Here is a 23,302-nt window from a genome sequence, read left to right as displayed (position 1 = left end):
GGCTGACGTTGTGACGAAACCGTGATGGTTCCATGACGAGGGCGTGAAATGTCAGCCTCGCGCAAGGGGGGGGATAGAGGTGCCAGCCGCCGTGCGGACGGCACGACATGGGGGCGACAGACGCAAGGGGGGCAGGCGAACCCGAGCGACCGAAAGCGTTGACTCCACCGTCCTGTTCCGCCGAGAGCCGTCCGCAGCGGACGGCGCGTTCCCATCGCCCGACCGGTTCGACGTTCCCGACGCGACGAAGGCTCGGACGCGGCGGCGGGGCAGATCCCGGCGATCTCGAGGGGTCGTCAACGGCAGAAGGCCGGCCAGAGGCGGGCCTGTCCGGCAGAATGACGGTGCCCGGCTCCGCGAGCCGTCACAAAACGCGGCGACCCCGGATGATCTGAATCACGGCGACGACCACCGCCACCACCAGGAGAAGGTGAATCAAGCCGCCGGCCACATGGAAGACGAATCCGCCGAGGACCCACAACACCACCAAAATCACTGCGAGCGTCCAAAGCATCCGTCGTCTCCCGAAAGGGCCATTCGAATGAACGGCCTCGCCATTGGAATGCGTTCGGTGAAGCCCTGTTCCGGGCTCGCCCAACAACCCCCTGGCTGACGGCATCGCTCGTCGTGCGATACCCCTCCCGAGCTGCGGAATTTGGCGGACCAGCGGACGGGCTGGAGACCCGAGACCCCGCGTCGTGATCGTCGTGATCTCTGCCACGCCTGCTCGTGTGAGGCGGCAAAACCTCCTTGACCGGCCGGTGGCGTCGCGACGGCGTCATGAGACGGTCGCCGAGGGGGGCTCCGTTGACGCGAATCCTTTTTCAAAGTGCGTCGCCGGTGGATGATCGACTTTGCTCGGGACGACGCCATGTCACCCCGACGACAGAGGAGGACGAGCGAATGTATGTCGCGATGCGTGTTGGTATGATCGGACTTGTCGGTCTCGTCTGCGCGGGCTGCCTCGAAGCTGGCCCCCGCGGCTATTTCGAAAGCAGCGTCTACGGTTCCACGCCGGTCAATCAGCAGGCCGAGTTGCAACGGGCTCAACGTCAGTCTCTGGCGCCGAGATAACCGGCACGCCGGATTTCAGAAGAAGGACCGCGTCGAGAAGAGCTTGCCACGAGCGAGCCGCGTCCCTGTGACGGGCGCGGACCTGCGGCAGCGAAGACGCCTCGGCCGCGGCCAGGCAGGCGGCCAGACGGGCGCGATAGACCTCTTCTCCGTCCATCATGCCGCGTTCGACATTCCAAGTCGGTACGTGTCCTCGTCACCGCTGAAACAACCGGTTGCGAGATGTCGCAGGAGTTCAGCGACGTCGGCCTCATGCTTGCGCAACGCCGACGGACGTTCCAGCGCATCGTCGTCCGTCTGGCAGAAGATCTCGTCGGTCGTTCGGACGGCGGTCGTGTCGGCGTTGGGAAGCATGTTGGAACCTGTCGTCGGCGAAGCCGAAAGCGGCCTCGCCTGAACCGTGCGCTTTCATCCTTAACGAAAGATGCCGAACGGTCGAAACGGAGACGCTCGCGCGCAACTGCTTCGATGCAATGCCATTCGACCCGCTCGGGGATCCGAGGCCGGTTTGCCGCCCGCCGGCCCGCCGGCCTGTCCCTCTGCACCGGCAGTTGGGCGCCAATCTCCAATGGCAAGTATCCTTCGCTCATTATGTCGCACGGCATCGATGTCGCATGGTTGTCTGCAGCAGACACTCCATTTGCTAGCTAACCAGATCGGGGATTTGGTCAGACGCTTCTCGTTCGAAGGATGAAAAATGAGCAAGATGTTGCACGATATCGTTGATACGGCGGTCGCCGCAGGTTCCTTCAACACGCTGGTCGCCGCCGTCAAGGCCGCAGGCCTTGTCGATACTTTGAAGGGCTCGGGGCCTTTCACGGTTTTCGCGCCCTCCGATGAGGCCTTCGCGAAGCTTCCGGCCGGCACCGTCGAGGATCTCGTCAAGCCCGAAAACAAGGCCAAGCTGACGCGGATCCTGACGCATCACGTCGTGGCGGGCCGTGTCATGGCCGCCGATGTCGCGGGCAAGACGGCAGAGCCGACATCCGTTGCCGGCGAGCCCCTCCATGTCGACGGCACGAACGGCGTCGTGGTGAGCGGCGCCAAAGTCACCTCCGCCGATATCGAATGCTCCAACGGCGTGATTCACGTCATCGACAGCGTGATCCTTCCGAAAGGTTGATCGACGTCGGTTCGTTGATGGACCGAGGAGGGGAGGCGGACCGTCCGCCTCCTTCCCGCTCCCGGTGTCGCGTCGATGCCGGGCAAATTCCGGCCGCCGGACACGTCATCGGTCCTGGCGGCCATGAGCTTCGTTTTCGAGAAACGCCGTCATCACGATGAGGCTGCGAATCGCGGCACGTGGATCGCCGCCGCAGACGGCAATCGCTTCGTCCACGGCGGCTTCGTCCACGGCAGCCTCGTCCACAGCGGCTTCCGCGAGATCGCCCGTTCGAAACCAGGTCTGCGGACCCGCGGCGCGCGTCGAAGCGAGACCCGCGGCGAAGTCGGCCTCTCCGCCGCTGATGCGCTTGGCGAAGTCCACGAGGCCGAAGGCGAGCGCCTGCGCTGCCTTGTAGTCCTCGCTGGGCGTCTTCATGTACGACATCGTCGCACATGTCGCCCTCCACAGCGCATGGGCCCGGCGCAGAAGATCGTCGCGATCGGCGGGGAAGAGCCCGGCGTGACGCGAGGGGCGCCGGCTCAACGGGGGCGCCGCCGCACATAGCCCGCCGAAACCGTTCTTCCGATGTCGGTCCGGATCTGCTCCTGTCCCAGGATGAGCCCTCGAACGGCACGTCTCGCATCGCCGCCGCAGATGGCGATGGCTTCATCGACCTCGTCTTCGATCGATTGCAAATCCGTCGGTGGTGTCGGTTTGATCGGTTGGCCCATCGTCGAGTCTCCTGATTGAATTCGCAAAGGATGGCATGGAGCCGGACCATCGGGAAGACGATGTTCCTATTTTGTTCACATTAGGGGGTCGATGTTGCGCGAGACGAGGAATGGATTCCGGTGTCCGGCCGGAAGCTGCCACCTCTGCCGGCATGGTTCCCTCGGCGACCGACCGCCATCGACCGCAGACTGTCCGTTTGCCGGGAGCCGCTCTCCTCACGGGGTCACGTGTTCGCGAGGTGCTGGCGCGAGCCTCACGATCGAACCATCTTCCCTGCCAGGATGCGCGGATGTGACGGCTGAAGAACGCGGCTGTGAAGCGCCGCTGCCGACGGGAACGCCAGAGGAGGATATGCCCATGATGACGTCTGCACCGTCGCACCGCACGCCGGCACAAAGGATCGCGAGGCTCGCCGTCGCTCTGGCCGCGACCTGTTTCGTTCTGCCGGCATCGGCCCAAACGACCGTCGAAGCTGGTTGCGCGGCGACGGAGACGATGCGGGGCGGGCGCAACAATTATGTGCCGAATGCTCCTCTGGTCGACAATCTCGGCACGGGATTCGTGGTGTCCGGCATCGTTCGCAAGGCTGGCACCTGCGAAGGGCTCGGAAATGTCCGGGTGCAGATCTGGGCGTCGACCGAACGCGGGGGCGAGGGCGAGGCCAGCAACCGGGGGAGCGTCATGACGAAGGCGGATGGAACGTTCAGCCTGGAGACGTCGCCCGTTGTCCCCAATTTCGGGCAGGCGCACATTCACATGGCCTATGAAGACCCCGAATACGGCACGCTCTTTCTTCGTCCCTTGTTGAACAGCCGTGACGACACGAGCATCCGCGTCGACTTCAACCTGGCACCGGCCGAGAATGCTCAGCCCGGCAGCTAGGCCCCTTCGCTGGCTTCTCGTCGTCGCGGTGGCGGCCGGACCCTTGATCATGGCGGCGGCCAGTCCCCTGCAGGGCAGCCGCGACGTCGTCTGGGTCGTCGGAGGCATGGCCGGCGTCGTCGCGCTGTCCTTGCTCTTTCTCCAGCCGATCCTGATCACGGGGTTTCTGTCGCCTCGGCGCCTGACGCAGGAACGACGGTGGCATCGATGGATCGGCTCGGCCATCGTCGTGCTCGTGCTGTTGCACGTCGTCGGGCTCTACGTCACCAGCCCCGAGGACATCATGGATGCTCTGCTGCTGGTGTCTCCGACACCCTTCGCCGTCTACGGCGTCATGGGCCTCGCCGGGGTCGTTCTGACGGCCGGTCTCGCGATCGTCAGGCGCAGCTTGCCACTCTGGATCTGGCAAAGCGTGCACACGGTCCTCGCCGGGGTCATCGTCGCCGGGAGCATCGTCCATGCGCTCCTGATCGAAGGCGTGATGGAGGAGACATCAAAGCTGCTGCTCTGCGTTTCCCTCGGTGCGGCGACCTCGGTCGCCCTTCTCATCACAGCGCGCAAGGCCTGGACGGCCAGGAAGACGCTGGAAGCGTCGGCCTCGCGGATCCGCTAATTCCCGGCGTCCGCGCCGCTCCCGGTTCGCTCGGCGTCGACCGTCCCGCGATGTCGATCATCTTCCGGCATGGGCGACGAACTCCGCCTCCTCCATTCCCGGCGCCCGGTCTCGCGGCGCTCCTTCCGGCACGGATCGTTTCGGCTCTACGGCATCGTCCCGAACGTCGGAAACCGACTGTCGGAAGGACGGCGCGCAGGTTCGGGGAATGAGAGCGTCCTGTGCGCGTCCCCCTGGACGCACGGCGTCTTATTCGCGCTTCTCCGGAGCATCCGCGAAAGGCAAACGCAACCGAACACCGCTGCCGCCGCCGATCTCGGACACGAACTGCACCCCGGCTTCTTCGAAGGCGCGCCTGAGGGCCTCGACGTTTCCCTCTTTGGGCGCCAGCCTTCCGTCTTCGAAATTCCGGATGGCCGAGACGTCGGCGCCCGATGCATGGGCAAGCTGCAACTGCGACCATTGAAGAAGGTGACGCGCGGCGAGACATTCGGAAGGGGTCATCATCCCCGGAGGCTACGCGCCTCGCTGCTTCGCCGCAACGACAGACCGCTCCTCGCGCGGGCCTTCGTGCGGCGTCTGCCGCGCCATTCCGTGCCAGCTGGAACACCTTCGCGCCGGGCCACACGCGTCCCGGATGGTGGAGCCGTCGCGCAGACGCGCATCCGGGCGCAATGACGACGCTCGAGGCCGCCCGCTATTGCGCTCTGACGGGTGGCGTGTACGGCCGCGGGCCGGACGGTCGCAAGCCGGGCGCCCGGGCAGGACGCAGGTCGGAGCCGGCCCGAGCGCTTTGTTCCGGGATCCGTTCGCGCCCGATGGACGTCGACGGGCCGCGGCGGCCCGGACCGTCGTCGCGAACGTCCGAGCGGCGTTCATTGAAACGTCGGCCGTCGGATCGCCGATCGTCATCGCGGCGAGCAGCCCGAAAATCGTCGCGTGAGGGTCCGCGGTACGGTCCACGATACGGTTCGCGGTAGGTGGGGCGGTCGTCCCGATAGACGGGCCGCGGCCGGTAGCGGCCCCGATCGATGACGACCGGGCGTGCCTCGTAGCCATCCCAATAGGGATCGTAGCCACGGCGGCCGGACGTCTCCGACACGCATCCGGACAGCGCGATGGCGATCACACCGAGTAGCAAGAACCGCTTCATGAAGCCTCCCGTTTCCCGAACAGATGGGAGGCCCCGCGGCATCGGCAATGCAAGTGGGGCCTGGCGCGGCCGGACGCGGCCGGAGGTTTTCAGCCCGTGCCCTCGCGCCTCGCGCCTTGGACCATCCGCCGCGCGATGTCGCGGACCGCTTCGTCGTCTTTGGTGTCGTCGCGAGCGGGATCGCCGAGATGCTCCAGGCTGCCCTCGATGACGTCGAGGAGCCCGGGCTGGCGGGCCTCGACATATTCGATCAGCTTGAAGAGCACGTGCTCGACGGCGATTTCGCGGCGGCGTGCCTGGATGGCGGTGTCATTCGTCATGCGGATCTCCCGTTGCATCCATCTGGAACGCGCGAGAGCGGGATCCGTAACACAGAGACGTTGTCGCAGGATCGATAGCGCGCGTGACGACAGGAGCACGAATTGCGCCTCGCCGCTTCGATCGCGGCAACGTCGATCTTCCCCGCCGAAGAGGGCATCCCAACCAAGCACGAAGCGGTCGACGCGGGTCCCGGCGTCCCCGCGAGCATCGTGATCGCGGCGACCAGTCTGCGGACGGCTTCTCTCGCATCGCCGCCACCGGCGTCGCTCGCCTCCGTCGTGAGGCCCGGAACCCGGCACGTCATCGTCCGTCTCTAAGTATCGGTAAATGGCTATACTTGTATCGAAGGATGTCGTTCGGGCGTTCGACGCCAAGCTATGGCCGTTGCCGATCGACGAAGCTCAACGTCGATGATGGGCGACATCGCAGCGGCTTCGCAGATGCAGCGGCTTCTTCCGAGTTCGCTCCACCTGCCGGCGAACGCGCTCCTTGGGAACGGTCCGACCGCATGACCTCACGCGCGGAGCGGGAGAGCGGAACTCGAGGCCGTCCACTGGGCCTCGATGTCCTTATAGGCGCGGGACGTCTCCGCGATGTAGTCCCGGGAAATCGGAACGCTGTCCCGTTCTCGGCCGATCTGGATCTGGACGACGTTGCTCGAGCCATAGAGAAAGACGCATTCGCAGGCCGAAAGGTAGAACTCCCACATCCGGGCAAATCGTTCGTCGTAGAGTTCGACCGCCGCAGCCCGGTTCGCGGCAAAGCGCCGTCGCCATTCTCGCAACGTGAACCCATAGTGCTGTCGCCATATTTCCACGTCGAGGACCCACAGGCCGGAGAGTTCGACCGCTCCGGTGATCTCCGACAGCGACGGGCTATAGCCACCGGGGAAGATGTATTTGCGGATGAAGGGGCCGGTGACGCCGGGCGGTGATTTGGTGCTGATGGAATGGATCAGCGCCACGCCGTTCGGCTTCATCCTGTCGCGCACGGTCCGAAAGTATCCCGCGAGGTGATGCGCGCCGACATGCTCCAGCATGCCGACGGAAACGATCCGGTCGAAGCGCTCGGTGATCTCGCGATAATCTCGCACCTCGAACCGAACCCGGTCGGCAAGGCCCATCGCCTTCGCTCGGGCGGTTGCGACCCGCGCCTGGTCCTGGGAGAGCGTGACTCCGAGAACCTCGACCTTCGAAACGCGCGCCATGTAGAGCGCAAGCCCGCCCCAGCCGCAGCCGATATCGAGGACGCTTTGCCCATCCCGAAGGTTCAGTTTGGCGGTGACATGGCGTTTCTTGGCGAGCTGGGCCTCCTCCAGCGTCTCGCAGCCGGTTGGAAAATAGGCGCAGGAATATTGGGCGTCCTCATCCAGGAACAGGCCGAACAGATCGTCGCCGAGTTCGTAATGATGCTTCACATTCGCTCGGGATCGAGCCACGGGATTGTGCTGGTGCAGCCGCTTCGCCCGCCGCGCCATGGTGCGCCAGAACGTTTGACCGGCGCTGACGTCGAAGCTGCGCTTGTTGGCGAAGAACACTTCGAGAAAGTCGTGGATGCTGCCGTCCTCGACGGTGAGCGCGCCCTCCATGTAGGCCTCGGCGGCTTTTAGTTCGGGGTTGAAGGCGATCTTCCAGTCGAAGGCGCGATCGGTGATGCGGATCGTGGCCGCGGGGCCGGGCTCCGATCCGCCGAACGTTTCCACCTCGCCGTCGGGCCCGATCACGGTCAGGCGGCCTTTTCGGACCGCCTTTCGCAGCAACAACGAAAGAAATCGCATGCACGGTTCTCCTGGCGCCGCGCGTCATGACCGCATGCCGTGGAAACCTTACGGACCCCCTGGTGCCATTCGCAAGAGAACGACCTGCGAAAGCTTGGGCCGGTGACGAGGGGAAGCGGGGATGGCCGGAGCCGGCTGGGGCTCCGGCCATTCTCGGGTGCCGCTCAGTTCGCGCAGGCGGTGTCTTGGCTGCCAGCCGCCATTTGCGTTCCCGATGTCGAACTCGTCGCGGTGTTGTCGACCGTCGTACCCGCCGCGATCTCGGCCTCGGCCTGGGCGATGTTGGTCGTCGTGCCGCCGGCGGACGCCGTCACGCCCGGAGCGTTGGGATCGGTCTCCAGCGGAGTGTGCTGGCCGTCCTCGGAGATCCCCTTCGCATCGGCTGCGGCCTGCGGGTCGGTCGCGGCCTTGGCATCCGCGGGCGGCTTGCTGGTAACGGCGTCCGGTGAACCGGCAGGACACGCGGCCGACGCAATGCCAGGCATGGCTGTGATGGCAGAAACTGCGACTGCGATAATGGCAAGCGTTCTCATTGCCTGTTCCCTTTGATCAGGGTGCCCGCTGAAGAAAGCCCGCCACCAATCAACAGGTTCCGATCGAGGCCACAGCTTGGGCGGCCAAGATCTTAGCCTCGACGCGGCTTCCAGGCAGGAAGCGGGAGGCCAATGCGATCCCGACATCCGGTTCGATCGCGGGATCGCTCCGAACCTCAGTTCGTCCGTTCGATGACGCCCGGCACGCTGGGGCCTGGGCTCGTCGGATCCGGCTCGTTCATCGGGTTCGTGCCCACAGGCTTCGTCGGCAGATCGTTTCCGATCCCGGCGCCGCCGTCCGGCCGACCGATGACGTCGTTATCGCCCTGTCCCGGCAAAACCGGATCCGGCAGGTCCTGCCCGGGGCGTCCAAAGGTGTTCGACATGCTGTCCTCCTGATCGGGTAGAGGAGGAGGAAGGCATCGGGCCGGATGCGGTTCCGCCGGCGCGACGTTGCCGCTGACGCGGCGGCAGTCCTGACAGGGCGCCGGGACGGGCAGGGGCGTTCAAGGCGCTCGCGATTCGACGCGCTGAGACGCGATCCAACGCCGCGGTCGCCGTCACAGGCCACCTCGACGCGTCTTCGATCGAGCAGACTGCGCGCAAAGGGGCGCGCTACAACCATTCCCCGATCGTGCCGAAGTTCGCGGCCATCACGAAGCCGACCGTCAGGCTCATCACCCGCGCGGTGTCCCGGTGCAAAACGTCATCCGTCTTCACGGACATCGCGGCTTTTCGTTTCGGAACCGAACGGCAGCTGCACCAGCCTGAGGAGCAAAGCGCGCCCATTTTTGCGCCCGTCTTTTTCGTGTCGGATAGCGTATCGGGAGATCAGCTGGATCAGGTTCTTCGGCGAAGGCCCGAAGAAGAATGGTGCTGCGAGAGAGGATTGAACTCTCGACCTCTCCATTACCAATGGAGTGCTCTACCACTGAGCTACCGCAGCCGGTCGCTGAACGCGGGCTGCTTCTGCCATAGGGGGGGAGGGAGCGCAAGCCGGTTCGAGCAAGGAATCGCAAGCGTCGCGTCCGCTTCGAGCGATCGGACGAGGAACGGACGATTCCAGGATGGAAGGGGCTGGACAGACCAAAATCCGGATTCTATAAGCGCCCCACCTTGCAGGGATCGAACACCGGTTCCGGCGAAACCTTCGCCACTGCAACGGCGCCCAGGTAGCTCAGTTGGTAGAGCATGCGACTGAAAATCGCAGTGTCGGCGGTTCGACTCCGTCCCTGGGCACCATCTGTCGTCGCTAGCATGCATCCTGTCCTCGTCCAGTGGCCGCGTTCGGCGACGGCGCGACATCAAGCTACGAACTTTTCGAAACTCGGCCGTCTCTGCGAAGTGCATTCTTAAAAGCTCTGCTTTTAGACTGAGCGTGTTCGCGGAGAGACGGCATGCCGAGCAGATGGAGCCGGTGGCAACGCCACCTCGTGTCGCGGATCGTCGCGCCGGTCGCCGCCCTCGTCGGAATTCTCATCCTCGTCGTCATCGCCATGGTGGTGTACCTCGCCGGACAGCAGACCGCCGACGCGGTCGAGCGCCAGCGGGAACTGGCGCGGGGGATGATCGACATCCGCCTGCAGGAGCTTTCGAACATGGGCGACGACTACGCCCATTGGGACGAGGCCCTGGAGAAACTGGTGCTCCGGCCGGATCGCGATTGGGCGGATGCCAATATCGGCACGACCATGTCCGAACGCTATGGTGTCGACATGTCCTTCGTGGTCGATCCCGCAGGCCGAACCACCTTTGCGATGCTGGATCAGGCCAGCAGCGATCGATCGGCTGCAGAGGTGATCACGACCGGCTACGAGGAGATCCTCGCCCGGCGCGCGGCCGGTGGTCCCGACGCCGTGACGACGGGCATCCTCGTGGCGGATGGATTGCCCGCCCTTGCCGTCGTCGCGCCGCTGCGGCCCTTCGCGGCCGGCACGGACGCGACGCGTGATTCCCGCACGGTTCTCATCTTCGTCGATCCTCTCGATGCCACACAGCTGCAGCACCTGTCGCGGATCTATCGGCTGCCCGATCTGCGCGTCGCGACCGGGGGCGCGAGCGATGCGGCAAACGCGTCGATCCTTGTGAAGACGATCGACGGAACGATCGACATTCCGCTGGAATGGCGAGGCGACGATCCCGGCGGACGCCTGCTCCAGCGGATGCTGCCGCTCCTCGTCGGCCTCCTCTTCGCCTTCGGCCTTCTGACCGTCTTCGTCCTGCGCCAGACCTATCGCGCCGCCGAGGCGCTTCGCACCGCCGAAGAGGTCGCCTCGCGCGATTCGCTGTCCGGTCTCTGGAACCGGGCCATGCTGACGCGCGATCTCGACCGTCACTTCGCGGATCGCAGCGTCATGCCGTTCGCCCTGTTCTACCTCGATCTCGACGGCTTCAAGATCGTCAACGACACCCATGGCCACGATGCGGGCGACCAAGTCATCCGCGTCGCCTCCCAGCGGATCGCGGACGGGCTGCCGGACGAGGCGAAGGCCTATCGGATCGGCGGCGACGAGTTCGCGGTGATCCTGTCGGGCGCGGTCTCAGTGCCCGATCTTCGCCAACATGCGGACGCGATCTCCGCCCGCATCGCGCGTCCCATTCCGTTCGACGATCTGGCGCTCCGGGTCGGCGTGACGATCGGCATCGCGCGCTCGCCGGAGGACGCGGCGACCGCCTCGAAGATCGTCCGGATGGCCGATCAGGCCCTTTATGCGGGGAAGCGTGGTGGCAAGGGACAGACGCGCTTTGCAAAGACCCTGGTGAAGAGCGCCGCTGCATGACGGCGTCGCGCGATGGGTTCAGATGGCGTCCCAGAGGATCGTTAGCTGCCTTGCCATCCGAGGCTGCATCAAGAAGATCTGTCTGACTTACGTTCACGAACAAATCACTGAAACTGAGCATGATGGCACCGAAGGGTGGATGCATCATGAGCTTCTTTGGATCACTCGTCTCCGGTCGTGGGACCCGGCGCGTGTCCCGCTCGGCCGACCGGACCCTTGCTCGGTCCCGCCGCTCCGTCGTCATCGGGCGGTCCACGGATGGCCTGCAGCCTCTCGCCATCGCCGCCCGGATGATCGAGCGGTCCTCGTCTACGATCGTCGGGCTCGTCATCGTCGGCTTCGTCGGATTGAACGTCGCCATGTTGGCGGAACTGCGTGTCGAGGCCTGGAACAAGGCGACGTCGGCGGGCGACAACGTCCTTCGCCTCCTGCAGGACGAACTGTCTCAGGCCGCAGCCAGCTACGAAGAGGCCTTCAGGATCGTCGGCACGCAGTTGACGCTCGTTGCCGACGACATGCGGACCGGCGCCTACGAGGAGGCCGTCATCCGTTCGGTCTCGTCCCTCGTTCGACCGTCGGGGGACCTCTTCCTGTTCAACGAAAGCGGCGAGATCAGCCAGCGCTCCCATTACTTCGACGAGCGAGAGGCGCTTCTCAACCGAAGCTTCCTCACGGCCCATCGAACCGACCCGTCCCTGGCGATCCGGATCGGGGCCGCCTTTCGAGATCCCTCGACCGGCAGCACCATGGTGTGGATGAGCCAGCGGTTGGAAGGGGCCGATGGACGTTTCGCCGGCGTGGTCGCCGCGACGATGAACACCCGTCGCTGGCGCGCTCTGTTCGAGACCTATGCCGGCGGCCCGCAGAGCGCGATCAATCTCTTTCACCGCGACGGCACCTTGATGATGCGCATGCCGTTCCTGCCGGAGAAGATCGGGGAAAGCTTCGCGGACACGCACAACTTCCGGATCTTCGCCTCGGCGCCCGAGGGAGATTTCGTGGGGCTTGCCAGCATCGATCAGGTCGAGCGCGCCTACCGCTTCGCCCATATCGCGAACACGCCCTTCATCCTCAACATCGCGATCGCGACGGATGAGATCTACGCCAGCTGGCGACGGGTCGCGATGTCCAGCGGATCCGTGGTTCTCGTCCTGGCCCTGATGGCGATCGTGCTGAAGCGGGTCGTCGGCCGCGAGCTGCGACTGCGCCGGGAGAGCGAATCGCGCTATCGCGCGCTGTCCAGCCTCGACGGCCTGACGGGCGTCGCCAACCGACGCGCCTTCGACGAGGCCCTGCAGGCCGAATGGCTGGCCTGCGAGAGCGAGGCGCGTCCTCTCGCGGTGCTGCTTCTCGACGTCGACTTCTTCAAGTCGTTCAACGACACCTATGGTCATCAGGTCGGCGACGAATGTCTGCGCCAGGTCGCCAAGGCCGTCGGAGAAGCGGTCGCTCGGTCGAGCGACCTCGTCGCCCGCTATGGCGGCGAGGAATTCGTCATTCTCCTGCGAGGCACCGATGGCAGCGGTGCCTTGACCGTCGCCGAACGGGTCCGAACGGCCGTCGAGGCCTGCGCCATCCCGCACAGCGGCAATGCCGGGATCGGTCGCGTGACGATCAGCATCGGCGTCGCCGCCGCTCTGCCCAGGCCCGAGATCGCCGCGACGCCGGGCCTCCTCGTCTCGGCGGCCGATCGGGCGCTCTATCGCGCCAAGAGGGGCGGCCGGAATCGGGTCGAGCAGGAGGTCGACATCGCGGCGCAGGCGCCGGGATTCGGTCCGAGCGATGAAGCCGAGCGGCTGAAGGCGGTCGCGTTCCACCGCAACGTGATCGCGAACCGGCCGTCTGAAACCTTCGACGAACTGGCCGATCTCGCCGCCAGCGCGCTGCATGCTCCGGTCGCCATGGTCAACCTTGTCGCAGCCGACCGACAGGTGACCGTCGGGCGCTGCGGGACAGAGATCGATGTCCTGCCGCGAGACCAGTCCTTCTGCGCGCATGCGATCCTGGGAGACGACGTCCTCGTGGTCCCCGACGCCAGCCTCGATCCGAGATTTGCGGCCAATCCCCTCGTCACGGGTCCCGGCACGGTTCGCTTCTACGCGGGCGCACCGATCCTCAGCGAGCAGACCCAGCAGCCGATCGGCTCCGTCTGCGTCGTCGATACGGTCGCGCGCAGCGGCATCAGCGCGACGGAGCAGAGGTTCCTGACGACGCTGGCCAGACTTGCCGCGCGCCGCATGAATCCTGGCGCCGATGCCGGCGGAGGCGAACGCCCGGTCGCGGAAGGGGCGGCGGGTCTGGCCTATCGCCCGCGGCCGACGCGGATCGGCGAGGGTCCTGTCTCGACCGTCAAGGCCGCGGCGGCATCCTGACCCCAAGTCGGGCGTCCCGACCGGTCGTCCTTGCGCCGATCCGCCGCGTCGTCGTCCGCCTCAGCGAAAGATCGCGCGTTCCGCCGCGACGAGATCCGTGATCGCCCTCGCCACGGCCTGGACGCCGGCGAGACCCCGCGTGCTTTCATGCGTCACCAGCCAGTAGGTGCGGCCGATGCCGCAGTCGGGCAGGACGCGGCCGAGATCGGGCCGGCGGGCGGCCATGAACGTGTGGAGGATGCCGATGCCCGCGCCGGCCTCCACGGCGACCGTCTGCCCGAGCGCCGAAGAGACCTCGAACCGGCTCGCCCAGGCGGCTCCGAGATCGTCGGCATAGTGAAGGGAGGCGCTGTAGACGAGATCCTCGACATAGCCGACGAGGCGATGCGCCGACAGATCCGCGAGCGACGCGGGCGCGCCGAACGCTTCGAGATAGGCGGAAGACGCGAAGAGCCCGAGCGAGTAGTCGATGAGCTTCTGTGCGACGAGGCGACCTTGTTCCGGCCGATCGACGGTGATCGCGATGTCGGCCTCGCGCCGCGACAAGGAGAAGGCGCGGGGAACGGGGACGAGCTGAACCTTCAGACGCGGATGGCGCGCCAGCAGCGGTCCGAGGCGCGGTGCGAGGAAGTCGGTGCCGAAGCCGTCGGGCGCGCCGACCCTGACGGTGCCGGAAAGCTCCACGCGGTCGCTGGCGACGGCGGCCTTGGCCAAGTCCATCTCCGCTTCCATGCGCTCGGCCCGGTCGAGGAAGGCGACGCCGGCATGCGTCAAGGTGCAACCGTTCGGTCGTCGCTCCAGCAGGCGTGCCCCGAGAGCGGCCTCGAGCTGGTCGAGACGGCGCGCGACCGTCGCATGGTTGAGCTGAAGCCGCCGCGAGGCGCCGAGGATCTGGCCGCTGCGGGCGACGGCGAGAAACAGGCGAACGTCGTCCCAGTTCATGGCGCGATCTCTTAGGACTTCATTTTCCGCACAACGGGTTCGCATTGCGCGGCGTTGAATTCAAGCGCCATTTCCTCTCATGTCCGCTGAGATCCTGGAGGAACGGACATGAACGAGATCGGTCATTTCATCGACGGCGCCCGCGTCGCGGGAGCGTCCAGCCGCAAGGCGGAGGTCTTCAACCCGGCGACGGGGCAGGTCTCGGCCCATCTGGCCCTCGCCGACCGCAACGAACTCGAAACCGCCGTCGCCGCTGCGAAGGCCGCGCAGCCGGCCTGGGCCGCCACCAATCCGCAGCGACGCGCCCGCGTCTTCATGAAGTTCGTGGCCCTACTCAACGAGAACATGCAGGAGCTCGCCGAGATGCTCTCGGCCGAGCATGGAAAGACGGTCGAGGACTCCAAGGGCGACATCGTGCGCGGCCTCGAAGTCTGCGAGTTCGTCATCGGCATTCCGCATCTGATGAAAAGCGAGTTCACCGAAGGCGCCGGTCCCGGCATCGACATGTATTCGATCCGCCAGCCGGTCGGCATCGGCGCGGGCATCACGCCCTTCAACTTCCCCGCCATGATTCCGATGTGGATGTTCGCGCCGGCGGTGGCCTGCGGCAACGCCTTCATCCTGAAGCCGTCCGAGCGCGATCCCTCCGTGCCGATGCGCCTCGCCGAACTGATGATCGAGGCGGGCCTGCCGAAGGGCATTCTTCAGGTCGTCAACGGCGACAAGGAGATGGTCGACGCGATCCTCGCCCATCCCGACATCGGCGCGGTCTCCTTCGTCGGCTCCACGCCGATCGCCGCCTATGTCTATGCCGAGGCGACGAAGAACGGGAAGCGCGCCCAGTGCTTCGGCGGCGCCAAGAACCACATGATCATCATGCCGGACGCCGATCTCGATCAGGCCGTCGATGCCCTGATCGGCGCCGGATACGGCTCGGCCGGCGAGCGTTGCATGGCGATCTCGGTCGCCGTGCCCGTGGGGGAGGCGACCGCCAACGCGCTCATGGAAAAGCTCGTTCCCAAGGTCGAGGCGCTGAAGATCGGCCCCGCGACGGACGCCTCTGCCGATTACGGCCCGGTGGTGACCAAGGCCGCCCAAGAGAAGATCCTCGCACTGATCGAGAAGGGCGTCTCCGAAGGGGCGGACCTCGTCGTCGACGGCCGTGCCTTCAGGATGCAGGGCTACGAGGACGGCTTCTTCGTCGGATCCTGCCTCTTCGACAACGTCACCCCCGACATGGAGATCTACAAGCAGGAGATCTTCGGGCCCGTGCTCTCGGTCGTGCGCGCGGCCAGCTACGAGGATGCGATCGCCCTGCCGATGCGGCACGAATACGGCAACGGCGTCGCGATCTACACGCGCGACGGCGATGCGGCACGCGACTTCGCCAGTCGCATCAACATCGGCATGATCGGCATCAACGTGCCCATCCCGACGCCGCTCGCCTATCATTCCTTCGGCGGCTGGAAGAAGTCGTCCTTCGGCGATCTCAATCAGCACGGTCCCGATTCGATCAAGTTCTGGACGCGCACCAAGACGATCACCTCGCGTTGGCCGTCCGGCATCAAGTCGGGCGCGGAATTCTCGATGCCCGTCATGAAGTGACGACGGGTTCGCATCATTAAGAAAGGCCGGTCCCTTGCGGGGCCGGCCTTTTGCATTGGCGCATCGGCGTCGGCGAAGGCGCGTGCGCTCAGGCCGCGCGACGATAGACCGGCTGCGGCGCGCCGCGAGGAGAGGACTCCTCGGTGCGGAAGCGCTCCACGATGCGGGCGAGACGTTCGGCGTCGAGGGCGAGCGCCTGCACGGCCGCCGTGGTCTCCGATACGAGCGCCGCGTTCTGCTGGGTCGCCTTGTCCATCTGGTCGGCCGCGCTGGAAACGCCCTTGAGGCTCGCCGCCTGCTCGCGTGCCGAGGCCGCGATCTTGGCGATGACGGTCGTCATCAGGTCGACCTCCTCGACGATTCCCGTCAGACTGCGCCCCGAGGCCGTGACGAGATCGACGCCGGCCTTCACCTCTTCGGCCGACGCCGAAATCAGGCTCTTGATCTCCTTGGCGGCTTCCGCCGAGCGCTGGGCAAGTCCACGCACCTCCTGCGCGACGACGGCGAAACCGCGCCCGGCCTCGCCGGCGCGCGCCGCCTCGACGCCGGCGTTCAGCGCGAGGAGGTTCGTCTGGAAGGCGATTTCGTCGATGACGCCGATGATCTGGCCGATCTTCTGCGAGGAGGACTCGATGCGGCTCATGGCGGAAACCGCCTGCGCGACGACCTCGCCGCCCTTTTCCGCCTTCTGCTTGGCGGCGGTGGCGACCTTCTGGGCATGGCCGGAGCTGTCTGCGGTCTGGTTCACGGCGGTGGTGACCTCGCCGAGCGCCGCGACGGTCTCCTCCAGGGAGGCGGCCTGCATCTCGGTGCGCTGCGCGAGATCTCGCGAGGAGATCGCGATGCCCTTCGTGGCGCTGTCGACATTCTCGACGGTTTCCGCGACGTCGCTCATCGCCGTCGCCAGGGCGCCGATCGCCGTGTCGAAATCCTTGCCGAGCTGCAGGAAGGCGACCGGCAGGCGTCCGGCGATCCGCGCGGTCAGATCGCCCTTGGCGACCTGCCCGAGTGCGGCTGCAAGGGCCTCCATCGCCTGCGTCTGCTCCTGCGCGGCCTTTTCCTCCGCGCGGCGGGCCTTCTCGCCTTCCTCGCGCATGGTCACCATGATCGTCATGTCGACGACGAAGCAGATATAGGCGGGCTTCTGCTCGATCTGCGTGCGGACGAGCGTGACGAATCCGGGAAAGGTCGATCCGTCCAGCCGCTTGGTCGTCCACTCGAACCGCGCGATGCCGTTGGCCTCCGCTTCGTTCATGACGGCGCGAAGGCGCGCTTCGCTGGCGTCGCCGGAGGGCTGCGACGCCGGCGCGATGGCGAGAGGATCGATTCCGACGATCTGCTCTGCCTTGCCGCGAAGCTGCGCTTCCATGGCTGGATTGCAGTCGCGGATGCGGCCCTCCTGCATGACGAAATATCCGTCGGGCGAGATCTGGATCACGGCATCCGCGAATTGCTCGCGATACGTCCGAACTTTGCGGAATGCCTTGAACACGCCGATATCCCTTCCCGGATTGACTTTCATCGAGCAGGATATGTGCGACTGACTAAATAAGCGTTTCCCCGCTCCCCCTTCCTGGCCCCAAGACGGACCCTCGAAGAAGTCCAAGAGGGGTCAAGGACATGGCCGCCCCCTGCGCGGCCGAGGGCATCGCGGGGAGCGTCCTTGCCCCACCACGTCCCTCGCGTTCCTCACGGACGAAGCCGGCTAAGCGCAGACACCTAACGCAATCGGTCGGAACGGGGGGCGGCGCTGTCCTGTTGGTTCCTTGAGGGCGGCCGGCCGTGAAGACGGTTCCGGTCGCGACGACCAAGCCCGGAGGGGCCGCAGGAGGACCGATCGATGAAAGCGCTCGTCTGGAACAAACCGAAGGACATTCGCTGCGAGGAAGTGCCCGATCCTCGGATCGAAGACCCTCGCGACGCCATCATCAAAGTGTCGGCCTGTGCGATCTGCGGCTCGGATCTCCATCTCTACGACGGCTTCATGCCCGGGATGGAGAGCGGAGACGTGATGGGCCACGAGTTCATGGGCGAGGTCGTCGAGGTTGGCTCGGGCGCCAAGAACGCACTCAAGGTCGGCGACCGCGTCGTCATCCCGTTCACGATCTTCTGCGGCGAATGCGACCAGTGCCGACGCGGAAACTTCTCCGTCTGCCAGACGTCCAACCGCAACGCGAGCCTCGCCTCCAAGTTGTTCGGCCGCACCACCGCCGGCCTCTTCGGCTACACGCATCTCACGGGCGGCTATGCCGGTGGACAGGCCGAATACGTCCGCGTGCCCTTCGCCGACAAGACGCACATCAAGATTCCGAAGGGAACGCTGACCGACGAGCAGGTCCTCTTCCTCGGCGACATCTTTCCAACGGGCTGGCAGGCCGTCGTGCAATGCGATCCCCAGCCGGACGACACGATCGCCATCTGGGGAGCGGGGCCCGTCGGACAGATGGCCGTGCGCAGCGCGATCCTGCTCGGCGCGAGACAGGTGATCTGCATCGACCGCGTGCCCGAGCGCCTCGCCATGGCCGAGGCCGGCGGCGCGATCCCGATCAACTTCGAGACGGAAAGCGTCCTCGAGCGGCTGGACGAATTGACCGGCGGCAAGGGGCCGGACAAGTGCATCGATTCCGTCGGCATGGAAGCGCACGCCACCGCGACGCTGGATTCGCTGTACGACCGCGCCAAGCAGGCCGTCATGCTGGAAAGCGATCGCCCGCATGTCCTTCGCGAAATGGCCTATGTCTGCCGTCCGGCGGGCGTCCTCTCGGTTCCCGGCGTCTATGGCGGCCTCGTCGACAAGTTCCCGATGGGAATGATCATGAACAAGGGGCTGACGATCCGAACCGGGCAGACCCATGTGAACCGCTGGACGGACGACCTCCTGCGCCGCATCGAGGAGGGGCAGATCGATCCCTCCTTCGTGATCACGCACACGGTGCCGCTCGCTGACGGTCCCGCCATGTACAAGACCTTCCGGGACAAGGAGGACGGCTGCATCAAAGTCGTCCTGAAGCCATGAGGAGCGGCGCGATGAGCCATCTTCGAACCGACGCGACGGAGTCCGGTCTTCTGCCGCCCCGGACTGCGCGCACCCTTGCCGAAGGCCTCGGCTGGTTCAGTCTCGGCCTCGGACTCGTCGAGCTCCTCGCCGCGCGCCGGATGACACGAGCGCTCGGCCTGCGCGGCAGCGAGGGCGTGGTGCAAGCCTATGGTCTTCGCGAGATCGCGACCGGGCTCGGCATCCTGTCAGCCCGGGATCCGACGCCCTGGCTTTGGGGGCGGGTCGGGGGCGATGCGCTCGACATGGCCAGTCTGGCGCCGGGTCTCGACGAGCGCAACGCCGAACGGCGGAATGTCGGGATCGCGCTCGCAGCCGTCGCCGGTGTCGCGCTTCTCGACATCGCCGCCGCACGCTCGCTCTCGGCCGAGCGCGAAGGACGCCGCGCCGCGAGCCGGCAGGCCTTCCTCGGACGGCTCCGGGCCTATGGCCGTCGCAGCGGACTTCCCAAGTCGCCGGCCGAGATGCGGGGCGCCGCCTCCGATCTCGCGATCCCGCGCGACTTCAAGACCCCGGACCTCCTCAAGCGCTGGGTTTGAACGACACACGCCGGAGGCGCGTCGAAGGGCGCAAACTCCCATCGGCCTGGACCGACGGGACCGGAACCGGTCCTCGCGTCCTCCCGCCGCGTCATCCCGCTTCGTTCAAACGCTTGGCGGGACGCTCCAAGTCTCGCCCGGCGTCATCGGGCGGAAGCGGGCGCGGGGAAGCGCTGCGCTGTCGAGGGCGGCCAAGAGCGCGTCGCGGGGAGCTTCGATGCCTTCGTCGGTCAGTTGGAACGTGCCCCAGTGGTGTCCGACGGCGAAGTCGGAGCCGAGAAGCGAGAAGCCCTGCACCGCTTCGTCCGGGTTCTGGTGCTGGGACTTCATGAACCAGCGCGGTTCGTAGGCGCCGATGGGAAGGCATGCCAGGCGAAAGCCGCCATGCTTGGCGCGGGCCGCCCGGTAGTTGATTCCGGCGTGAAACCCGGTGTCGCCGACATGGTAGATCCGGCCTGCCGGACCCTCGACCACGAAGTTCGACCACAGCGCCTTGCGCCGGTCGAGCACGCCCCGCGCGGACCAGTGATGCGTCGGCTCGCAATGGACGACCGTCCCACCGATCTCGACCGCGTCGCCCCAGTCCTGCACGTGCAGTCGCATGGTCGGAACGCGTTGGCGCACGATCACGTCGTTGCCGAGCGGGGTGACGACCAGCGGATCGTGTGCCGCTTTCAGGCGCGCCAGCGTATCGACGTCGAGGTGATCGTAGTGGCTGTGCGTCAGGAGAACGAGGTCGATCGGCGGCAGGCGTTCGAAGGGGACGCCGGGCGCATTGACCCGCTGCGGGCCGGCGAAGCCGAACGGGGAGGCGCGATCGGAATAGACGGGATCGGTGAGGATGTTGAGCCCGGCCGTCTGGATCAGGAGCGTGGCATGCCCGATCATCGTCACCTGGAGATCTCTGCCCGTGACGCGCGCGTCGGGGCTGGCGCTCGTCGGCGTATCGGGCCATCGGTCGGGCCAGGCCGAGCGTTCGCCGTTGAAGCGCCATCGCATCAGGTCCAGGAACCCGTTCGGCTCGTCGCCGCCTGGATTGAAGAACACGCTCCCGTCGAAATGGTCGCTGACCGGTCCCTCGTAATAGGGGCCGGACCCGTGGACCTTTCCATAGGCCGCACCGCCGCCGATGGATGCCGTTCCGCCGAGGGCGAGAAGCTTGAGGAGGCTGCGTTTCTTCATGCCGGAGAGGACCCTGTCGGAATGGCACGCCCCGCCTGCGGGCGATCAACCCGACAGGCTCTAGCCGGCTCGTCCGCGGATGCCAACGCACCGCCGCGGACCGCCCGTCACGGGATCGCCGCCGCCGGTGCCTGGCTCGCCGCCACCGGGCTCGTTTCCGGCGTTTCGCGGATGCCCGCCTCGGACGAGATGCCGCGGGCCTTGAGGCGCCGCAGCAATTGGAGCAGCAGTTCGCTGCGGGTCGCATAGGTCAACCGCGGCGAGGCGACGAAGGCGATGGCGTTGAAGTTGATCTTCGCCTCGACCAGGGAGTCGATCATCACGGTCGGTGCGGGATCGTCGAGGATCGCCGGATGATCGGCGAACAGCCGCATCAGGATCGCGATGATCTCGTCGGCGTCCTCCTCCATCGGCACCGAGAAGACGATCTGGACGCGGCCGAGCGGATTGGCGAGCGTCATGTTGCGCACGCTCTTGGTGATGAGCTCGGAGTTCGGGATGATCAGCGTCGAGCGGTCGCCGATCTGGATCTCGGTGGAGCGCACGTTGATGCTCTTGACGTCGCCCTCGTCGGTTCCGACCCGGATCGTGTCGCCGATCTTCACCGGACGTTCCGCGAGCAGGATCAGCCCGGAGATGAAGTTCTGCGTGATCGCCTGCAGGCCGAAGCCGATGCCCACCGACAGCGCGCTCGCCAGGAGCGCGATGCGCTCGATCCCCACGCCGAGGCTGGAGATCGACCAGGCGGTCACGAGGACGATCCCGATGTAGCGCACGATCGTCAAGGCCGAATTCCGCGCGCCCGCGTCGAGTTCGGTCGCCGGCAGGAACGTGCCGTTCATCCAGCGGCCGATCAGCCGGACCGCTGAAATTCCGAGGGCGAGGATGGCGATGGCCCGGAGGATCGAGCCCGGCTGGATCACGATGCCGCCGATCGCGATCGAGCTGATTCCGGACAGCTGCGTGTAGGCGGGGGCCGTCCCGCCGCCGAGCGGGGCGAGAACGGACGCGAGAGCGAAGAAGCCGATCGCCACGCGAGCGATCACCGAGATCACCAGGCCCAGCTGCCGGACGGTGCTTTCGCGCAGGCCGAAGCTTCGGGCCAAGGCGCGGCCGAAGCGGCCGTCCTGCGACAGGACGGTCGTGACGAGATCGTCGAGCGCGGTCATCAGCAGATAGGCGCCCGACGTGACGGTGGCGACCCAGATGATTTCCCTGCCGATCAGGAGGGCCAGATTGACGTTGCCGCGCGCCAGCGCGGCGAGGCAGGCGACGACGGCGATCCACCCGAGGAGCATCGCGACCGTGACGATCGATCGGCGCTCCGTGACCTCTCCGGCTTCGGCGTCCCTTGCGCTTCGCAACCGGCGCAGCGCCACCAGCAGCGTCGCGATCAGGCCTGCATGGAGCAGCGCGACGAGGAGATTGGCCGTGACGTTCGCGGCGGGGCTCGCGCCGACGATGCGATTGAGTTCGATCAAGCCGGTGCCGACGACCACGACGATGGCCGTCGCGACGGGAAAGGGCCGAAGAACGACGGCGGCCGCATCGTCGATCGGGAGCAGCCGCCAGGACGGGCGGTCAACGAGAAGAAAGGCCGAGCCGAGCGAAACGACGACGGAGCCGAAGGCGGATGCGAGCGCCAGGGTCCAGGCGAGGTCGGCGGCCGGACCGGTGAGGAATCCGGCCCAGTCGAGCCCCTGCACCACGCAGACGAAGGCGAAGCTCGAGGTCAGCGAACCCACGAGAAGGAACCAGACGGCGAGGCCCGAACGACGCGCCCGCGTCTGCGGCGCGCGATCGGCGGCATAGGCCTGCCCGGCTTTTCGCAGCCGAATGCGGATCGGAGAGAGGAGGGCGACGGCGAGGCCGAGACCCATCGCGGCGATCAGCGCGCCCCGCAGGCTTGCTTCGTTCGCGAAGCGGTCCGCTGCCGAGCCAAAGAAACTGGACAGCCGGACGAGATCGACGGGCAGGTTGTCGATGACCGATTGCCAGTAGCGCGTCGTCAGCGGCGAGGCGACGCGTTCCAGCGTGTCCCGGTTGAAGAGGTCGGTGATGGCGCGGTTGATGCTCTCGATCGTCTCGCGTGCGCCGGTCGAAAGAAGGGTGGCGCGCTTGACGGCCGAATCCAACGCGTCGCGCTGCGCCGTCAGGGCGGCGCGCTGGGCCTGCACGTCGGCCGCTTCGCCCTCCGCGGCCTCGCCGATGGCAGCCAAGGTCGCCTGCGCCGCGTCGAGCTTGGGCGTGAGGGCATCGATCGCCGCCGTCGCGGTGGTCGCGACGACCTGCGCCCGGGCGCGCAGCGGATCGTAGTCGCCCGCGGTCTGCGCCGAGGCGAGCGATGCCTTGACCGCATCGAGTTCGCTCGTCGCCTGATCGAGCGCCACCGTCGGATCGTCGGTCGCTGCGGCCACCTGCGCGAAGCAGACGCCGGGCATCTGCAGGATGGCGGCCAGGAAGAGGATGCGCAGGAGTTGGACCAGGCGATGGAGCATGATGGGCGCTTCCCCTCTGCGTGCAGCACTTCCGGATCGAGGGACGGACGACGTCGGCACCTCGGCCGAACCTTCGCCCGCGATGCGGGCAAAAGGGTGGACCGGACCAGCGGCGCATGAGGTGGTCCCAGATCACGGC

20 protein-coding genes and 2 tRNA genes are annotated in these 23,302 nt (G+C 66.4%); 9 read left to right on the top strand and 13 right to left on the bottom strand.

From position 1 onward, the window contains the following. Positions 1-364 precede the first annotated feature (364 nt). On the bottom strand, positions 365-514 hold the full coding sequence (locus tag ASG43_RS22675) for a lmo0937 family membrane protein (protein ID WP_156386613.1): 150 nt from the start codon (positions 512-514) through the stop codon (positions 365-367). 1,257 nt (positions 515-1,771) lie between these two features. On the opposite strand from ASG43_RS22675, the gene ASG43_RS09300 reads away from it, so the two are divergent. Beyond that, the gene (locus tag ASG43_RS09300; protein WP_056503531.1) at positions 1,772-2,197 is read left to right on the top strand and encodes a fasciclin domain-containing protein; all 426 of its coding nucleotides are present in this window, start codon (positions 1,772-1,774) and stop codon (positions 2,195-2,197) included. Positions 2,198-2,302: 105 nt separating this feature from the next. Here the strand turns inward: ASG43_RS09300 and ASG43_RS09295 are convergent, their stop codons facing one another. Together ASG43_RS09295 and ASG43_RS09290 are read right to left on the bottom strand one after the other, a co-directional pair. Continuing rightward, on the bottom strand, positions 2,303-2,614 hold the full coding sequence (locus ASG43_RS09295) for a hypothetical protein (RefSeq protein ID WP_056503528.1): 312 nt from the start codon (positions 2,612-2,614) through the stop codon (positions 2,303-2,305). 104 nt (positions 2,615-2,718) lie between these two features. Next, positions 2,719-2,910, bottom strand: a complete 192-nt coding sequence (locus tag ASG43_RS09290) for a hypothetical protein (protein ID WP_056503523.1) — start codon at positions 2,908-2,910, stop codon at positions 2,719-2,721. Positions 2,911-3,268: 358 nt separating this feature from the next. Here ASG43_RS09290 and ASG43_RS09285 point away from each other — a divergent pair, with 358 nt between their 5' ends. Next, a complete protein-coding gene (locus tag ASG43_RS09285) occupies positions 3,269-3,793 on the top strand; it encodes a twin-arginine translocation pathway signal (protein WP_244488045.1) in 525 nt (174 codons plus the stop codon). Positions 3,794-3,842: 49 nt separating this feature from the next. Continuing rightward, the gene (locus ASG43_RS09280; RefSeq protein ID WP_210168274.1) at positions 3,843-4,406 is read left to right on the top strand and encodes a ferric reductase-like transmembrane domain-containing protein; all 564 of its coding nucleotides are present in this window, start codon (positions 3,843-3,845) and stop codon (positions 4,404-4,406) included. Between the two features lie 249 nt (positions 4,407-4,655). Here ASG43_RS09280 and ASG43_RS09275 read toward each other — a convergent pair whose 3' ends face one another. The 6 genes from ASG43_RS09275 to ASG43_RS09245 form a co-directional block, all read right to left on the bottom strand. Continuing rightward, a complete protein-coding gene (locus tag ASG43_RS09275; RefSeq protein ID WP_244488044.1) occupies positions 4,656-4,859 on the bottom strand; it encodes a transcriptional regulator in 204 nt (67 codons plus the stop codon). 789 nt (positions 4,860-5,648) lie between these two features. Beyond that, positions 5,649-5,879: a hypothetical protein gene (locus ASG43_RS09270; RefSeq protein WP_056504408.1), complete on the bottom strand. Its 231-nt coding sequence runs from the start codon at positions 5,877-5,879 to the stop codon at positions 5,649-5,651. Between the two features lie 515 nt (positions 5,880-6,394). Then, entirely contained in the window at positions 6,395-7,657 is a 1,263-nt protein-coding gene (locus ASG43_RS09260; RefSeq protein WP_056503514.1) for a cyclopropane-fatty-acyl-phospholipid synthase family protein, read from the bottom strand. Positions 7,658-7,821: 164 nt separating this feature from the next. Continuing rightward, positions 7,822-8,190 (bottom strand): hypothetical protein, encoded by a 369-nt coding sequence (locus ASG43_RS09255; RefSeq protein WP_056503511.1) that lies wholly within the window; start codon positions 8,188-8,190, stop codon positions 7,822-7,824. 176 nt (positions 8,191-8,366) lie between these two features. Then, on the bottom strand, positions 8,367-8,576 hold the full coding sequence (locus tag ASG43_RS23385; RefSeq protein ID WP_056503507.1) for a hypothetical protein: 210 nt from the start codon (positions 8,574-8,576) through the stop codon (positions 8,367-8,369). Between the two features lie 485 nt (positions 8,577-9,061). Then, positions 9,062-9,136, bottom strand: a tRNA-Thr gene (locus ASG43_RS09245). 220 nt (positions 9,137-9,356) lie between these two features. Between ASG43_RS09245 and ASG43_RS09240 the strand changes: the two genes are divergently transcribed. From ASG43_RS09240 to ASG43_RS09230, 3 genes are all read left to right on the top strand, one after another. Next, positions 9,357-9,432, top strand: a tRNA-Phe gene (locus ASG43_RS09240). 155 nt (positions 9,433-9,587) lie between these two features. Next, positions 9,588-10,970 (top strand): diguanylate cyclase, encoded by a 1,383-nt coding sequence (locus tag ASG43_RS09235; protein WP_082490784.1) that lies wholly within the window; start codon positions 9,588-9,590, stop codon positions 10,968-10,970. A gap of 146 nt (positions 10,971-11,116) precedes the next feature. Next, complete coding sequence (locus ASG43_RS09230; RefSeq protein ID WP_162244701.1) at positions 11,117-13,342, top strand: diguanylate cyclase; 2,226 nt, start codon at positions 11,117-11,119, stop codon at positions 13,340-13,342. Between the two features lie 60 nt (positions 13,343-13,402). Here the strand turns inward: ASG43_RS09230 and ASG43_RS09225 are convergent, their stop codons facing one another. Continuing rightward, positions 13,403-14,284, bottom strand: a complete 882-nt coding sequence (locus ASG43_RS09225) for a LysR family transcriptional regulator (protein WP_082490782.1) — start codon at positions 14,282-14,284, stop codon at positions 13,403-13,405. 108 nt (positions 14,285-14,392) lie between these two features. Here ASG43_RS09225 and ASG43_RS09220 point away from each other — a divergent pair, with 108 nt between their 5' ends. Next, positions 14,393-15,889 carry a CoA-acylating methylmalonate-semialdehyde dehydrogenase gene (locus ASG43_RS09220; protein WP_056503498.1) on the top strand — a complete coding sequence of 499 codons (1,497 nt, stop codon included), beginning with the start codon at positions 14,393-14,395 and terminating at the stop codon, positions 15,887-15,889. An 88-nt stretch (positions 15,890-15,977) separates the two neighbouring features. Here the strand turns inward: ASG43_RS09220 and ASG43_RS09215 are convergent, their stop codons facing one another. Continuing rightward, positions 15,978-17,381: a methyl-accepting chemotaxis protein gene (locus tag ASG43_RS09215; protein ID WP_162244700.1), complete on the bottom strand. Its 1,404-nt coding sequence runs from the start codon at positions 17,379-17,381 to the stop codon at positions 15,978-15,980. 348 nt (positions 17,382-17,729) lie between these two features. On the opposite strand from ASG43_RS09215, the gene ASG43_RS09210 reads away from it, so the two are divergent. Together ASG43_RS09210 and ASG43_RS09205 are read left to right on the top strand one after the other, a co-directional pair. Beyond that, a complete protein-coding gene (locus ASG43_RS09210) occupies positions 17,730-18,905 on the top strand; it encodes a zinc-dependent alcohol dehydrogenase (protein WP_056503492.1) in 1,176 nt (391 codons plus the stop codon). An 11-nt stretch (positions 18,906-18,916) separates the two neighbouring features. Continuing rightward, on the top strand, positions 18,917-19,483 hold the full coding sequence (locus ASG43_RS09205; protein WP_056504405.1) for a hypothetical protein: 567 nt from the start codon (positions 18,917-18,919) through the stop codon (positions 19,481-19,483). 105 nt (positions 19,484-19,588) lie between these two features. On the opposite strand, the gene ASG43_RS09200 is transcribed toward ASG43_RS09205, so the two are convergent. Next, positions 19,589-20,665, bottom strand: coding sequence for an MBL fold metallo-hydrolase (locus tag ASG43_RS09200; protein WP_056503491.1), 1,077 nt, complete (start codon positions 20,663-20,665; stop codon positions 19,589-19,591). A 107-nt stretch (positions 20,666-20,772) separates the two neighbouring features. Beyond that, the gene (locus ASG43_RS09195; protein WP_056503488.1) at positions 20,773-23,163 is read right to left on the bottom strand and encodes a DUF3772 domain-containing protein; all 2,391 of its coding nucleotides are present in this window, start codon (positions 23,161-23,163) and stop codon (positions 20,773-20,775) included. Between the last annotated feature and the right edge of the window lie 139 nt (positions 23,164-23,302).

The organism is Aureimonas sp. Leaf454 (genome assembly GCF_001424685.1).
Taxonomy (GTDB): Bacteria; Pseudomonadota; Alphaproteobacteria; order Rhizobiales; family Rhizobiaceae; genus Plantimonas.
This window is presented reverse-complemented; position numbering and strand designations above follow the sequence as displayed.